General features: G+C 74.7%; 9 protein-coding genes and 1 pseudogene. 5 read left to right on the top strand and 5 right to left on the bottom strand.

The genetic code is table 11. From position 1 onward, the window contains the following. The 3 genes from FL583_RS19915 to FL583_RS19905 form a co-directional block, all read left to right on the top strand. A partial coding sequence (locus FL583_RS19915; RefSeq protein WP_142706191.1) for an FtsX-like permease family protein occupies nt 1-2,998 on the top strand: 2,998 nt, incomplete at its 5' end. Beyond that, nucleotides 2,995-5,670 (top strand): FtsX-like permease family protein, encoded by a 2,676-nt coding sequence (locus FL583_RS19910; protein ID WP_142706190.1) that lies wholly within the window; start codon nt 2,995-2,997, stop codon nt 5,668-5,670. The genes FL583_RS19915 and FL583_RS19910, both read left to right, overlap by 4 nt. Nucleotides 5,671-5,807: 137 nt before the next feature. Next, complete coding sequence (locus FL583_RS19905) at nt 5,808-6,506, top strand: alpha/beta fold hydrolase (protein WP_142706189.1); 699 nt, start codon at nt 5,808-5,810, stop codon at nt 6,504-6,506. Between the two features lie 60 nt (nt 6,507-6,566). On the opposite strand, the gene FL583_RS19900 is transcribed toward FL583_RS19905, so the two are convergent. Genes FL583_RS19900 through FL583_RS19885 form a run of 4 tightly spaced genes read right to left on the bottom strand, consistent with a single transcriptional unit; the run spans nt 6,567 to nt 10,088 of the window. Further along, on the bottom strand, nt 6,567-7,079 hold the full coding sequence (locus tag FL583_RS19900; RefSeq protein WP_170323751.1) for a hypothetical protein: 513 nt from the start codon (nt 7,077-7,079) through the stop codon (nt 6,567-6,569). Nucleotides 7,080-7,087: 8 nt separating this feature from the next. After that, on the bottom strand, nt 7,088-8,272 hold the full coding sequence (locus FL583_RS19895) for an ABC transporter permease (RefSeq protein ID WP_142706187.1): 1,185 nt from the start codon (nt 8,270-8,272) through the stop codon (nt 7,088-7,090). Then, a complete protein-coding gene (locus FL583_RS19890; RefSeq protein WP_142706186.1) occupies nt 8,269-8,940 on the bottom strand; it encodes an ABC transporter ATP-binding protein in 672 nt (223 codons plus the stop codon). The genes FL583_RS19895 and FL583_RS19890 overlap by 4 nt, the downstream gene beginning before the upstream one ends. Then, nucleotides 8,937-10,088, bottom strand: coding sequence for an efflux RND transporter periplasmic adaptor subunit (locus FL583_RS19885; RefSeq protein ID WP_142706185.1), 1,152 nt, complete (start codon nt 10,086-10,088; stop codon nt 8,937-8,939). The genes FL583_RS19890 and FL583_RS19885 overlap by 4 nt, the downstream gene beginning before the upstream one ends. A gap of 97 nt (nt 10,089-10,185) precedes the next feature. Here FL583_RS19885 and FL583_RS19880 point away from each other — a divergent pair, with 97 nt between their 5' ends. Both FL583_RS19880 and FL583_RS41770 read left to right on the top strand, forming a co-directional pair. Next, nucleotides 10,186-10,869, top strand: a complete 684-nt coding sequence (locus tag FL583_RS19880) for a response regulator transcription factor (RefSeq protein WP_142706184.1) — start codon at nt 10,186-10,188, stop codon at nt 10,867-10,869. Continuing rightward, nucleotides 10,866-12,638, top strand: coding sequence for a sensor histidine kinase (locus FL583_RS41770; RefSeq protein WP_142706183.1), 1,773 nt, complete (start codon nt 10,866-10,868; stop codon nt 12,636-12,638). The genes FL583_RS19880 and FL583_RS41770 overlap by 4 nt, the downstream gene beginning before the upstream one ends. Nucleotides 12,639-12,746: 108 nt before the next feature. Here the strand turns inward: FL583_RS41770 and FL583_RS41765 are convergent. Then, nucleotides 12,747-14,057, bottom strand: a pseudogene (locus FL583_RS41765) (putative bifunctional diguanylate cyclase/phosphodiesterase); the annotation flags it as partial. Between the last annotated feature and the right edge of the window lie 427 nt (nt 14,058-14,484).

Below are 14,484 nucleotides of genomic sequence, written 5' to 3'. Positions count from 1 at the left end.
CGAGGTCGCGGCGTCCCGGCTGCGTCCGGACCAGGTGCAGGCCACCGCCTACACGGTGAAGATCGCGGCCGCCGACGCCCGGCCGGTCGCGGCCGACACCCGGCGCGTCCTCCTGGACGCGACCGCACCGTTCGCCGCGACGACCGCCACCCGGGCGTCGTCCCCGATGCACAAGCTGCCGATGGCCAGCGACGACGACCGCGGCCTGCTGGCCGAGGCCTACCTGTCCGGCGTCGAGAACCTGCCCGCGGTGGCGACCCTGCGGGCCGGGCGCTGGCCGCGGGCCACGGCCCGACCGCTGGAGACCGTGCTGTTCGACAGCACCGCCCGCCTGCTCGGGCTGACGGTCGGCAGCCGGGTGCATCTCGGCGCGCAGGTGGGGCGGGCGCCCGCCCCGGCGGTCGACGTGGTCGTCGTCGGGCTGGTGCGTCCGGAGGCCGGTGCCGGCTGGGACCGGGACCCGCTGGGCGGAGCCGGCTTCGATCCGCACCCGGCCGACCTGGCCTACGCTTCCCAGGTCAACGCGTACGGACCGTTCCTGGTCACGCTGGACGACCTGCTGGCCGGCGGCTCGGCGCTCGACCGGCTCGAGGTCACCGCCCGTCCGGACCTGTCCGCGCCGACCGGCCCCGGCCTCGACCGGTTGACGTCCTCGCTGCTCGGCGCGGACCGCATGCTCTCCGGAAAACTCGGCGACCGCGTCGAGTTCGACCGGGTCACCTCGCCGATCCCGGACACGCTCCTCGACGCCCGCAGGCAGCAGGAGCTCATCGCCAGTTCGGTGCTGGCGTTCGCGCTGATCGGCGTCGTGCTCACCGCGATCGCGCTCGCGCTGGCCGGGCGGCTGGCCACCAGCGAACGCACCGACGAACGGGCCCTGCTCAGCGCGCTGGGCCTCGACCGCGGGCAGTTCGCGCTCCTGGCCGCGGTCGAGGCGGTCGTGCTCGCGGTGCTCGCGGCGGCGGTGTCGATCCCGGCGTCGACCGCACTGCACTCGACGCTCACCCACTTGTCGCCGCTCGCCGACGCCGGGCTCACCAGCCGTCCGATCGTGACGCCGGCCCAGGTCGTGGCCGTGGTCAGCGGTGCGCTGGCGCTCGCGGTCCTGCACGTCGGGCTGGCCGTGCGGCGGGTTCCGGACAGCGGCGACCGCCGGTCCCGCCGCGAACTGCTCGCCCGCTCCGGCGTCGACGTGCTGCTGTGTGCGCTGGCCGCCGTCGGCTGGTGGCAGCTGCGGGCCCAACCGGCGGCTGGCGGCTCGCGGGCCGACGTCGTCCGGGTGCTGGCCCCGGCGCTGATCCTGGCCGCGAGCATCGCGATCGTCCTGCGGCTGCTGCCGCTCGCGCTGGCTCGGGCCGAGCGGTTCGCGACCCGGGCCCGCGGACTCGTCTGGCCGCTGGCCGCCCACCAGGCCGCACGGCGGCCCCAGGCGGTCGCGGCCGCGCTGCTCATCGGCCTGGCTTGCGCGGCCGCCACGTTCGGCACCGCGTTCGGCGCCACCTGGGCCGCGTCCCAGCGCGACCAGGCCGACCTGGCGGTCGGCACCGACCTGGCGATCGCGCTGGCCAAGCCGCCGACGGCCGGGCAGGGCGTCCAGGTCGGCGCGGCCACCGGCGGGACGATCACCCCGGTCGTGGAGCACAACGTGGCCGTCGGCCAGTACCTCGGCGAGGGGAGCTCGGCCCCGCAGCTGGTGGCTCTCGACACCCGGCAGGCCGGCCGCCTGCTGCGCGGGCGCAGCGACGACCGCTGGTCCGACGTGGCCCGGCCGGCCGCCCCGACGTCGACGGTGACCGGCCCGGTGCTGCCGCGGTCGGCGACCCTGACGCTCACCGGCACGGCGACCGGTGGCGGGTCCATCGTCGTGACCCCGGAACTGCTCCTGCAGGACGCCACCGGGCTGCGTACCGCGTGCAGCGGGCCGCCGATCGAGCTCGACGGCCGTCCGCATCCGGTGCCCGGCTGCGTGCCGGCGGACGGCTTGCGGCTCGTGGCCGTGTCGATCCCGGTCACCAGCACGTCGTGGGAGGTGATCAACGCCCACGTCGACGTGGTCCTGACCGTGCCGGCGACGTTCCCGGCCCAGTGGAGTCTCCGCGCGGCCGCGCCGCTGTCCGGGCAGACGTCCCGGCGGGTCGTCAGCGCGTCCGGCGACCGCCTGCACGTCAGCGCCGACGTGGGGTTCTCCGACCCGCTCGCGCTGAGCCGGACGCTGGTCGCCACGGCCTTCCCCGATCCGGGGCCGGTGCCGCTCGTGGTCTCGACGCGCTTCGCCCGGGACGTGAGCGCGCACCGGGGCTCCGTGCTCAGCCTGGGCTTCGGATCGACGGCGATCGTCGGGGTCGTCAAGGACGTCGTGCCGACGATCCCGTCGGCCCCGGGCGCGCCCGGGGCACTGGCCGACGTGGACACGCTGACCCGGGCGCTGGCCGTCCGGGGCGAGTTCACCTCGCCGGTGACCGCGTGGTGGGTCGGGCATCCGCGGGCCGGGTCCACGGTGGACGCGCTGCACCTCGGTGAGGTCACGACCAGGTCCGGCGAGACGGCCCGGCTGACCAACGGGCCGTTGCGCGCGTCTCTCCCGGCGATGTTCCGGATCCTGGTCACGGCGTCGGTGCTGCTGCTGTTGGGAGGGGTCGTGCTGCACGTGGTCTACGACGTGCGGCAACGCGCGCTCGAGGTGGCCCGGCTGCGGGGGCTGGGGGTGTCCCGGCGGGATCTGCGTCTCATGCTGCTCGCCGAGCACGCGGCCGTCCTGCTGCCGCTCCTGGCCCTGGGGGCGGTCGTCGGGGCGGCGGCCAACTGGGCCGTCGCGCCGCTGCTGGTGCGGTCCGACACCGGGGCGGTCGCGGTGCCACCGGCCACGACCGCGTGGCCCTGGGCGACCGGGTCGGCGCTGCTCGCCGCGCTGGTCGTGGGTGGGGGGCTGGCGGTCGCCGCGGTGGTCTCGATCCAGGCCCGCCGGGCCGATGCGGCGCATCTGCGGGTGGCGTCGTGATTCGGCTTCCGGCGGTGCACTGGCCGAGCGTTCGCGGGCGGGCCCGGGCCGACGCCGGACCGCTGACGCTGGTCGCCGGCGTGGTCCTGGTCGTCACGATGCTCGCGGCGGCGGTGCCGCCGCTGATGGGCGCCACCGCCGACGACGCCGCCCAGGACGCGATCCGCCGGGCCGGGCCCGACGCCGCCGTCCAGGTCGAGTCGCGCTGGCCCGACGACTACGGCAACTACGGCGGTCGCATCCGCAACGACAAGCTCGCGACCGACGTCGACGACTTCCGCGGACAGGCCAAGGACGCGCTCGACCCCGAGCTGCGCGCCGCGCTGGGGGCGCCGGTGCTCACCGCCACGAGCGTCTCGCTGCTGGTCACCGACGGCAGCATCCAGCGGCGCTTCCAGCTCGACTACGTCCAGACCGACCGCGGCGGCCCGGACGTCACCTGGGTCGCCGGCCGCGCGCCCCGGGGAACCGTCGCCGGGACCGTCGAGACGCCGGACGCCGGACCGCCGTGGGAAGCGCAGGTGGGCCTGTCGGAGGCCGACGCGGCCGCGCTGAAGGTGCGTCCGGGTGACCACGTCCCGGTCGAGGACGACCAGCGGAACCCGTACAACGTCCTGGTCAGCGGCATCTTCCGGCCGGTGGATCCGAAGGATCCGGCCTGGCAGGTCGTGCCCTGGCTGCTGCGTCCGGCGACCGGTCTGGACGGTGCGGGCAGCACCCGGCTCGGGGGCATGCTGTCGGCCGAGTCCCTGCCCGACGGCCGGCTCGCGCTGCTGCCCGACCAGCTCGTGCGCACGGTCTGGTACCAGGCCGACCCCGACCGGCTGACCTGGGAGTCGGCCCAGCGGCTGGCGGCGACCGTGGTGGCGCTCAAGGCCTCGTCCGGCTCGTCGGCGCAGCGCGACACGTCGCTGAAGTGGAACACCCAGCTCGACGGTGTGCTGGGCCACGTCCGGGAGCAGGTCGACGCCGCCTACGCGAGCGCGTCGGTGCTGGTGATCGCCGTGCTGGCCGGGGCCGCGCTGGTGCTGCTGCTCGCCGCCGACCTGCTGGGCCGTCGCCGCGCCGGTGCGCTGATCACCGCCCGGCGGCGGGGCGCCGGGCTGCCGGACGTCGCCACCGAGCTGGTGGTCGAGTCGGTGCTGGTGGCGGTGCCTGCTTTCCTGGCCGGGCTGGCCCTGTCGGGGCTGCTGGCCGGTGGGGCGGCGCTGCGGTGGGCGCCGTGGGTGGTGCTGTGCGCGGTCGTGGCCGGCCCGGTCTTCGGCACGCTCACCGCGGCCCGGGCGACGAGTGACCGGCGGCGGCCGGCCAACCGGTCGGCCCGGGGCTGGCAGCAACGCACCCGGCAGCTGCGCCGGACGGCGATCGACGTCGCGGTGCTGGCCGCGGCGGCCGCGGCCCTGGTCGCGCTGCGTCAGCGGGGGGTGGGCGACTCGGCCCTCCCGGCGAGCGCGCCGACGCTCGGCGTCGTCGCCGGGGCGCTCCTGCTGCTGCGGCTGGTGCCCGCCGGTATCCGGCTGGCGCTGCGTCAGGCGCTGCGCTCCCGGCGCGCGCTGGCCGTCTTCGGGGCCGCCCGGGCCGGCGCGACCGCCGGCCGGGCGCTGCCGCTGCTGGCCCTGACCACCACGGTCGCGCTGGCCGCGTTCGCCGCCACGTTGCAGACCACCGCGTCGCACGGCATGACCGACGGTTCCTGGCGCACGGTCGGCGCCGACGCCCGGCTGGACCTACCCGCCGGAGCGGCGACGCCGGTCGGGCAGATCGCCGCCGCGCCCGGGGTGACGCAGGTCGCCGCCGCCCAGGTCGAGGACACGGTCAGCGTCATCGCCGACGGTCAGGCGGTCACGCCGAGCCTGATGACCGTCCAGGCCGCCCGGCTCGAGAGTCTGCTGGCGCACAACCCGCTGCCGGACGCGCCGCAACTCGCCCGGCTCCGGCCGTCCGGGAACCGGATCCCGGTGCTGGTCCGCTCCCACGACGGCAGCCTCCGGCCGGGCATGTCGATGCGCCTGCTCCGTGGCGCCGCTCCGGCGCTCGAGCTCGAGGCCGTCGGCGTCGCGCCGGACGTGGGTGACGCCCCCGACCTGATCATGATCGACGCCGGGCCCGGCCGGCCGTTCGTCCCCAACACCGTGTGGGTCAACGGCCCCGGCGCGGCCCGCGCGGTCGTCGGCGCGGCCGTCGGGGGCCGGACTTTCGTCCGCGCCGACGTCGTCCACGACCTGCGGACCGCGCCGCTCAACGCCGGCCTGGTGACGCTCGACCGGGCCGCCGCGGGAGCCCTCCTGGTGCTGGGCCTGCTCGGGTTCGCACTCAGCGCGGCCGCGAGCGCTCCCGAGCGCTGGACGACGCTGGCCCGGCTGCGCACGCTGGGTCTGCGGCCACGCGACGCGCAGCGCGTCGCCGCGGCCGAACTGCTGCCCCCGCTGCTGGTGGCCGCGGTCTGCGGGCCCCTGCTGGGCCTGCTTCTGGTGAGGCTGACGTTCGACGCGCTCGCGTTGCGCACGTTGACGGGCCAGGCCGGCGACCCGCCCACCGTGGTGCCGTGGTGGCTGCTCGGCACCGCGGTCGTCGTGCTGCTGGGTGCGTTGGTGGCGGTGGTGGCGGCGGAAGCGGCCGCCCGGCACACCCACCGCCTGGGCGACGTCCTACGCGTCGGATCCCCCGGATGACCGGCCTGCAGCCGGCCGGGTGCGGTCGCGCAGGGTGGCGGCTACGCGTTCGGCTTCGTCAGTCGGCTGACTGATGCGTCGGCAACACTGTGGTTACAGAATTCGACTGTCACTGGACCGCGAGATCGGGTGGAACCATGAGTAAGCCCACGATTGTCCTCGTCCACGGCGCTTTCGCCGAGTCAGCGAGCTGGAACGGCGTGATCCAGCGCCTGCTCGACGCCGGCTATCCGGCGGTCGCGCTGGCCAACCCCTTACGCGGGGTGCGCCACGACGCCGACTACCTGCGCACCACGCTCACCGGCATCGAGGGCGACGTCGTCCTCGTCGGCCATTCCTACGGCGGGATGGTGATCTCGAACGCGTCGCCGGGCGTCACGTCGGTGAAGGCGCTGGTCTACGTGGGCGCGTTCGCGCCGGACGCCGGCGAGAGCGCCGGCGACCTGGCCGGCCGGTTCCCGGGCAGCAGCCTGGGCGAGACCCTGGCCCCGACGAAGCTCCCGGACGGCACCAACGACCTGTACATCAAGCAGGACCGGTACCACCACCAGTTCGCCGCCGACTCCCCCGCGGCCGAGGCCGCGATCATGGCCGTGACCCAGCGCCCGATCACCGACGCGGCGCTCGGCGAGCCGTCCGGCGAACCCGGCTGGAAGACGCTGCCCTCGTGGTTCCTGTTCGGCAGCGAGGACCTCAACATCCCGGTGGAGGCGCACCGCTTCATGGCCGAGCGGGCCGGGTCGCGGCGGACGGTCGAACTGGCCGGCGGATCGCACACCGTGGCCATCCCGGAGGCGGCCGCGCTCGTCGAGCTCATCGAGGAAGCGGCGCGCTGAGCAGGGAGGGTGACCCGGGACGGCCCGGGTCACCCTCTCCCCCGGTGAGGACGCCTGCGCTCAGGCGAACGCCTTGGCCTCGCATTCGTCGACCTTCTTCAGGTCGCTGTCCGGGGGCAAACTCTGGTACGTGACGAACCCGTCGGACTCCCAGGCGTCGATGCCGTGCGCGCGGATACAGGTGATCCAGTCGCGGAGCTTGTCGGCGTAGTCCGGGTCCAAGCGCTTGGACCGCTCCCAGAGCTGCTCGGGCTGCTTGCTCTCGCAGGCCTTCTCGGCCACCTTGGCCCTCGCCTCGAACTCCTCCTTCGGCAGGTCCGCCGGGGTGTCGGCCTGCTTCGGGTGACCGTGCTCCTTCAGGCACGTCAGCCAGACCGCGGTGAGCCGGTCCTCCTCCTCCGCCGACGTGTCAGGACGGATCAGCGGACGTTCACCCGGGGTCGGCGACGCGCTGGGACTACTGGACCGGAGCGTGGCCACTTCGGGCTCGTCCTCGGCCGCGGTACCGCCGCAGGCGGCGAGGATCAACAGCGGCACGGCGAGCAGGCTGATGCGGATCATGAGGTCCTTCACGATAGGTGTCATACGGACGCGAGCGCCGCGGTCGGAGTGAGCCGCGCCGCACGAACGGACGGATAAACGCCGGCGACCACGCCGACCAGCAGCGCACCGCCCAGAGCACCGGCGACCGCGCCGACCGGCACGACGACCGGCCAGCCGTGGTGCACGGCATAGACGGCGGTCCCGGCGACGCCCAGGAGCGTCCCGGCCCCGCCACCGAGGGCCGACAGCACGACGGACTCGGTGAGGAACTGCGCCCGGATCTGCCCCCGGTTGGCGCCGAGCGCCCGGCGCAGCCCGATCTCGGACCGGCGCTCCAGCACCGAGATCACCATCGTGTTGGCGACGCCGATCCCGCCGACCAGCAGCGCGACCAGCGCCAACCCCACGAACAGGACGGAGAACGTCTGCTCGGTGGCCCGCTTGGCGACCAGGGCGTCGGACGGCAGGCTGACGACGGCCCGGCCCGGGTTGTCGGGGCTCACGGTCGCCGGGAGCACGGCCCGGACCGCCTCGATCGCCGGCTCCTCGGCCCGCACGTAGAGCGTCGTCGGGTGGCCGTCGAAGCCGAGCCGGGCCGCCGCCGCGCCCCAGCCGACCAGCACGGCCCGGTCGATCTCGGGCGAGAGCGGCGTCGGGTCGAGGATCCCGACGACCGAGAACCGGACGTCGCCGATCAGCACCTGCACCGGGGCGGCCGAAACCGCCGGCACCCCCAGCCGCGTCGCCGCCACCGACCCCAGCACCACGGTCGGGAACGTCTCGTCGGCGAAGCGTCCCTCCCTCAGCCGGGCGTCGAGAACGCCGAGAAGGCCGGGCCGCGCGGCCAGGACGGTCAGCCCGGAGCCGTCCTTCGGATCGATCAGGTCCGAGCGGCGCACGACCGCGTGCGTGTTCGCCACCGCGGCCACCGCGGTGACCGGCGCGATCCGGGCCACCATCGCCGGTGCCTCGACTGGCAGCCGTGGTTCGTCGCCCGCGCTCTCGCTGGGCGCCACCTGCAGCAGGTTCGGGCCGAGCGCGGCCAGCCGGTCCATCAGCGCCCGTTCGCTGGACTCGGGGATGCTGGTGACCGCGACCATCGTCGCGATGCCCACCGCGATCCCGAGCGCCGAGAGCGCGGCCCTCAGGCGTCGCGTCCGCAGGCCGATCGTGCCGAGGGAGAGCAGGTCGCGAAGGCCCAGCCGGACGGGGTGCACGGTCATCGGCCGTCGCTCACGATCCGGCCGTCGCGGACCTCGACCCGGCGGGGCAGGCCGGCCGCGATGTCGCGGTCGTGGGTGATGATCGCGATCGTCGAGCCCTCGCCGTGCAGGCGGTGGAACAAGTCCAGGACGGCCCGGCCGGTGGCCGTGTCCAGCGCGCCGGTCGGCTCGTCGGCCAGCAGGAGCGCGGGCTCGTTGACGATCGCCCGGGCGATCGCGACCCGCTGCCGTTCGCCGCCGGAGAGCTGGTGCGGCCGGTGACCGAGGCGGTGGGCGAGCCCGACCCGCTCCAGCGCGGCCTCGGCCAGCGGACGGCGCCGCCGCCGCGGCACCCCGGCGTAGAGCAGGCCGGTGGCCACGTTCTCGGTCGCGCTCAGCCCGTCGGTGAGGTGGAACTGCTGGAACACGAAGCCCAGCCGCCGCCCGCGCAGCGCGGACAGCCGCCGGTCACTGAGCGTGGCGACGTCCTGCCCGTCGAGCTCCACGCTCCCCGACGTCGGCCGGTCGAGCGTCCCCATCAGGCTCAGCAGCGTCGACTTGCCGGAACCGGAGGGTCCGACGATCGCCAGCAGCTCACCCCGACGGACGTCGAGACTCACGCGGTCGAGGGCGACGAGCCCACCGGGATACGTGCGGCAGGCGTCGCGCACGGACAGCACCGGGCTCACGAGGTCGTCACGACCTTCAGACCCTCGGCAACCCCGGCGCCCTCGACCTCGACCATCCCGTCGGAGAACAGCCCGGTGGTGACCGCGATCAGGCTTCCGTCCTCGCGCTGCAGCGCGTAGCCGCCCTCTCGCAGCGCCAGCAGCGCGGTGACCGGGACGACCAGGACCCCCGGCCGCTTCTCCCCTGCGAACTCCACGTCCACGTCGCCGGCGTCGAGGCGGCCGGCCGCGGCCGGGTCGTCGAGCGCGAGCGTGATCGAGAGCTGCGGCGGCTGGTCGCCGGTGGTGTCGTCGGTCGGGATCGTGGTCGCGACCGCGGTGACCTTGCCGGTCGTGTCGGTCCCGCTGGGCAGGTGCAGGGTCGCGGTGGTGCCCTCGGCGAACGCGTCGGCGTCCTCGGGCGGCGCGGTGGCGGTCACCACTTTGGTAGTACGGGTGACCTGCATCAGGTCTCCGCCGGTCGGATCGCCGGGCTGGGCGCTGACCGCGTCCACGCGCACCGCGCCGGGCAGCACCACGACGTCCCCGACCGCGAGCGTCCCGTCCTCGGTGAGGCCGAGGTCGTGCTGCCAGGCCTCGATCGCGCGGATCACCGCGTCGGTGAGGACGCCGTCACCCTCCCGGACCCGCACCCAAAGGTCCGCGGTCGGCTCGTCCGTCGTTTCCGACGGTTCCGGAGACGGGGACGGCTCGGGTACGTACGAACCCGCCTTCGGCTGACGGCCGACGTGGTACCCGAGCGCTTTCAAATTGCTGACGACCATCGCGACGTCACGCCCGACGGTGTTCGGGGCCGAGAGCGTGCGGTACAGCGGCGGACTCCCGACGAACAGCGGAATCCGGTCGTCGTCGACGCGGTACAGCGTCTCGCCCGGCTCGACGACGTCACCGGCCGCCGGGAGCCACGTCACCACGCCCTCCCGGCCCGCCTTCAGCGTCCGCGGGGCGCCGTAGCCGAGCGTCCCCTTCAGCGAGCGGCCGGTCGACAGATCGGCGCGGGTGACCGCGACGGTCGCGACCGCCCGGGCCGTCCGGGCGGTCTTCTCCGGCGGTCGGGTCGCCACGGCCCAGACGGCCGCGCCGACCCCGAGGACCACCACCGTCACCACCGCCGCGATGACCGCGCGTCGTCGTCCGTCGATGAGCATGACGAGGAGACTGGCGGGCGAATGTCAGGAAGTTGTCGGCGTGCGAGAAATCCGTCGTTCCGGGAGTCCGCGCAGTTCGCGACCTATAGTCGGCCGGGTGTCCGCCCACCTCCTGGTGGCCGAGGACGACCGGAAACACGCGGAGATCCTGCGCCGCTGCCTGGAGTCCGCCGGCTACCGCACGACGATCACGCACGACGGCCGCACCGCGCTCGACCAGGCCCGGCGGCTGCGCCCCGACCTCGTGGTGCTGGACGTGATGATGCCGGAGCTCGACGGCCTGGACGTGTGCGCGGCCCTGCGTCGGGAGTCCGGGGTACCGGTGCTGATGCTGACCGCCCGGACCAGCGAGGACGACCTGCTGGCCGGCCTCGACCGGGGCGCCGACGACTACCTGACCAAGCCGTACCGGCCGCGTGAGCTGGTGGCCCGGGTCCGCGCGCTGCTGCGCCGGGCCGACCCGATGGTTCCCGACGTGTTCCGGGTAGGTCCGATCGCGGTCGACGTCCCGCGCCGGGAGGTCCGGGTCGGCGAGGCGGTCGTCGACTGCACGCCGGACGAGTTCGCGATCCTGGCCACGCTGGTGCGCCACCCGGAGCGGGTGTTCACCCGGGCGAACCTGCTCGAGCAGACGAACGGCTACGGACGCGACTCGACCGAGCGGGCGATCGACACCCACGTCTCGAACCTGCGCCGCAAGATCGAGCCGAACCCCCGGCGGCCCGCGTACCTGGTGACCGTCTACGGCGTCGGCTACAAGCTGATCGACGCGAGCCGGTGAAGGGAGCCGTTCCGCTGCGGCGGAGTCTGGTCGTGCGGCTGCTGGCGACGTCGCTGCTCATCGCGGTGTGCGCGAGCGCGGCCACCGCCTGGCTCTCGACCGAGCTGACCCGCCGGGCGGTCACGCAGGAGCGCAGCCGCACGCTGACGTCCGACACCGACGTCTACGACACGCTGATCGAGTACGCGGCGACCCACCCCGACTGGAGCGGCGCCGAGTCCACCGTGCGCCGGCTGGCCGACCTGACCGGCAGCCGGATCGCGCTCACCGACGCGCGCCGCCGGGTGATCGCGGCCTCCCCGGCCGACGCCGCCGACGCGGCCGCGGTCTCCGACGTCCCCACCGCGACCGTCGATCCGCTCTCGCTGGACGCCGGCATCACCCGGGCGACCGGCGGACTGATCGACCCGCGGGCGGTCGGCCCGTACCGGGTGAGCGGGGCCGACCGGCAGCTGCTGGACAAGGCCGCGGGCGCGCTCGTGTCGTGCCTGCGCAAGACCGGGGTCGCGGCCGAGATCGTCCGCACCCCGAGCGGACGGCCGCGGATCCAGCGGGTCAGCGCGGACACCGAGGAGTCGGGATTCTGCTCCGGCACCGCGCTGGACACCCCGGTCGGCGCCGAACGGGCTCCGCTGGCCGCGCTGAGCGCCGCGGTCGCCCGATGCTCGGGCCGGACCGGACTGACCGTCACCCCGACGTTCACGATCGCCGGCGTCGAACCGAACGGGGAGGTGCAGCGGTGCCTCGACCTGGAGCGCCGGGCCCAGCTCGAGCCGTTCGTCGCGCCGCCCGCGCTGCTGTTCGTCACCGGCGTCGCCGCCCCCGCGACCGCGGCCCCGCTCTCGGCCCGGGACGTCCTCGGGATCGTCGGGACGACCGTCCTGGTGGTGCTGATCGCCGGCGTCGCCACGGTCGTCGCCGGACGCCGTCTCGTCCGCCCGCTGCGGACGCTCACCGATGCCGCCCGCCGGGACGTCCGCCGGCCGGTGCCGGTCACCACCCGCGACGAGATCGGGTACCTGGCCGAGGCGTTCAACGAGCTGTCCGCGCGCCGGGAGGCGCTGGAACGGCAGCGCCAGGACATGGTCAACGACATCGCGCACGAGCTGCGCACCCCGCTGGCCACGATCCGGGCCTGGCTGGAGAGCGCCCGCGACGGCGCGGTCACGGTCGACGACGAGGTGCTGGACGTGCTCGTCGAAGAGTCGATCCTGCTCAACCACGTTGTCGACGACCTGCGTGACCTCGCCGCCGCCGACGCGGGCACGCTGCGCGTCCACCCGGAGCCGGTGTACGTGCGGGACCTGCTGGAGCAGCTGCTCGACGCCCAGCGGGCCGGCACCGCGGTGCGGCTGGGACTCACCGCCGACGCGGACCCGGAGGTTCTGGTGGACCCGGTGCGGCTGCGTCAGATCGTCGGGAACCTGCTGTCGAACGCGATCCGGCACACGCCCGCGGGCGGCACGGTCACCGTGTCGCTGTCGGTGCCGCCGGCGCCGCCGGGAACGGCGGTGCCGCCGGCGCGGCCGGGCGCGCTGGAGATCGCGGTGACCGACACCGGCGCAGGCATCGCGCCCGAGGACCTGTCCCGGATCTTCGACCGTTTCTGGCGGGCCGACACGTCACGTACCCGCGCCACCGGCGGCAGCGGCCTCGGCCTGCCGATCGCCCGCCAGCTGGCCCGCGCCCACGGCGGCGACCTCACCGCGACCAGCGCCCCCGGCCACGGCTCGACGTTCACCCTCACCCTGCCCGGGGCCGCGCTCTGAGGCGCCGAGGTGCGCGGTGAACAGGCGTTCGAAGTCCTCGGCGGCCATCGGGCGGCCGTACAGGTGTCCCTGCGCGAGCCGGTAACCGACCCGGCGCAGGGTCGCGGCCTGCGCCTGCGTCTCGACGCCCTCGGCGACGGCCTCGATGCCGAAGTCGTTGACGAACCCGACCAGGTTCTTCGTGATGATCGCGCCGGCGCCGTTCGCGCTGGTGCCGCTGACGAACGACTTGTCGACCTTGAGGACGTCGACCGGGCTGTCGAGCAGCAGGCTCAGCGACGAGTGGCCGGTGCCGAAGTCGTCCAGGGCCACCCGTAGACCGAGGTCCTTGAGCCGGTGCAACTGCGCGATCGCGACGTCGGTGGTGAGCACCGCGGTCTCGGTCACCTCCAGGACGAGCCCGGAGGTGTCGACGCCGGTCTCCCGCAGGATCGCCTCGACCCGGTCGACGAAGTCCGGCTCGGCCAGCTGCCGGGCCGAGACGTTGACGCTCACCTTGGCCGGCGCCCGGTCGCCGAACCGGCCCTGCCAGTCGGCGGCCTGCCGGGCGGCGAACTCGAGCACCCAGTACCCGAGCTCGACGATGCTGCCGTTGCGCTCGGCCAGCGGGATGAAGACGTCCGGGGGCACGAGCCCGCGCTCGGGGTGCTGCCAGCGCATGAGCACCTCGGCACCGATCGGCGTCTCGGTCTCCAGGTCGGTGATCGGGTGGAACAGCGCGAAGATCTGCCCGTCGGCCAGCGCGGTGCGCAGGTCGGCCGAGAGCCGGGCGGTCTCGTCGGCGGCCTGGTCCATGGCCGGATCGAACCAGCGCCAGCCGTTGCCGCCCGCGCCCTTGGCCGAGTACATCGCGACGTCGGCGCGGCGCAGGAGCTCGGACGCGGTGTCGTCGGAGCGGCTGGTCGCGATGCCGACGCTGGTCCCGGTGACCAGCGTGTGGCCGGCCAGTTCGACGGGCTCGCGGACGGCGGCCACGACGTCGTCCAGGAGGTGTTCGATCGCGTTACCGGGGGCCGCGACCGCCGGAACGGCGATCGCGAACTCGTCGCCGCCGAGGCGCGCCACCAGGCCGCGGTAGTCGACGGCGTCGGTCAGCCGGTTGGTGACGAGCGTGAGCAGGGCGTCGCCGACGCCGTGCCCGAGCCGGTCGTTGACGGTCTTGAAGTCGTCGACGTCGAGGAGCATCAGGTGGAACGGCTCCCGCTCGGCCAGCAGCCGCTGGACGTGCCGTTCGAGCAGGGCCCGGTTGGCGGCCGCGGTCAGGCTGTCGTGCGTCGCCTGGTACTCGAGCTCGTTCTGGTAGCCCTTCAGGTGCGTGAGCTGGGCGTCGACGGTGCCCAGCAGGCGGTTGTTGTCGCGCAGCGCGAGGATCTGCCGGATGACGACCACCACGGTGAGCGTCACCGCGGTGAGCTCCATCACGAACGTCTCGTTCCCGTCCGTCGTGCTGGTGGCCAGCAGCAACGCGTCGGTGATGGCGACCGCGAGGTAGGGGACGAGGCTGACGCGCCGGGACCGGCGCCGCCGGGCCGGCGGCCGGTTGCCCGCGCGGAGCTGCCGGACGGCGGCCAGGTGGATCGTCAGCGACGCGATCGGGACCGCGATCAGGCTGGTGGACAGGTACGGGCGGGACACCAGGAGCGGCGACAGGCTGCCGAACGTCGAGGCGATCGCGGCGCCGGCCGCGAGGATCCGGATCGCCCGCCGGTCGAGGCGGCCGGCCCCGGCGAACGCGACCTTGGTGAACGTGGCCACGGACAGGAACGTGACCACGACGATCGAGATCAGGGCCCCGGCCGAGCCGGTCTGGGCGTTCCACTCCTGGTGGTTGCGGAGCAGGAAATGC

It is taken from the genome of Cryptosporangium phraense (assembly GCF_006912135.1).
Classification (GTDB): domain Bacteria; phylum Actinomycetota; class Actinomycetes; order Mycobacteriales; family Cryptosporangiaceae; genus Cryptosporangium; species Cryptosporangium phraense.
Note: the sequence above shows the minus strand (reverse complement) of the source record. Positions and strands in the feature narration are given on the sequence as shown.

Excerpts from the sequence above, each read along its gene's own strand:
- FL583_RS19905 (WP_142706189.1), top strand. The coding sequence starts at position 5,808 with ATGAGTAAGCCCACGATTGTCCTCGTCCACGGCGCTTTCGCCGAGTCA.
- FL583_RS19895 (WP_142706187.1), bottom strand. The coding sequence starts at position 8,272 with ATGACCGTGCACCCCGTCCGGCTGGGCCTTCGCGACCTGCTCTCCCTC.
- FL583_RS19885 (WP_142706185.1), bottom strand. The coding sequence starts at position 10,088 with ATGCTCATCGACGGACGACGACGCGCGGTCATCGCGGCGGTGGTGACG.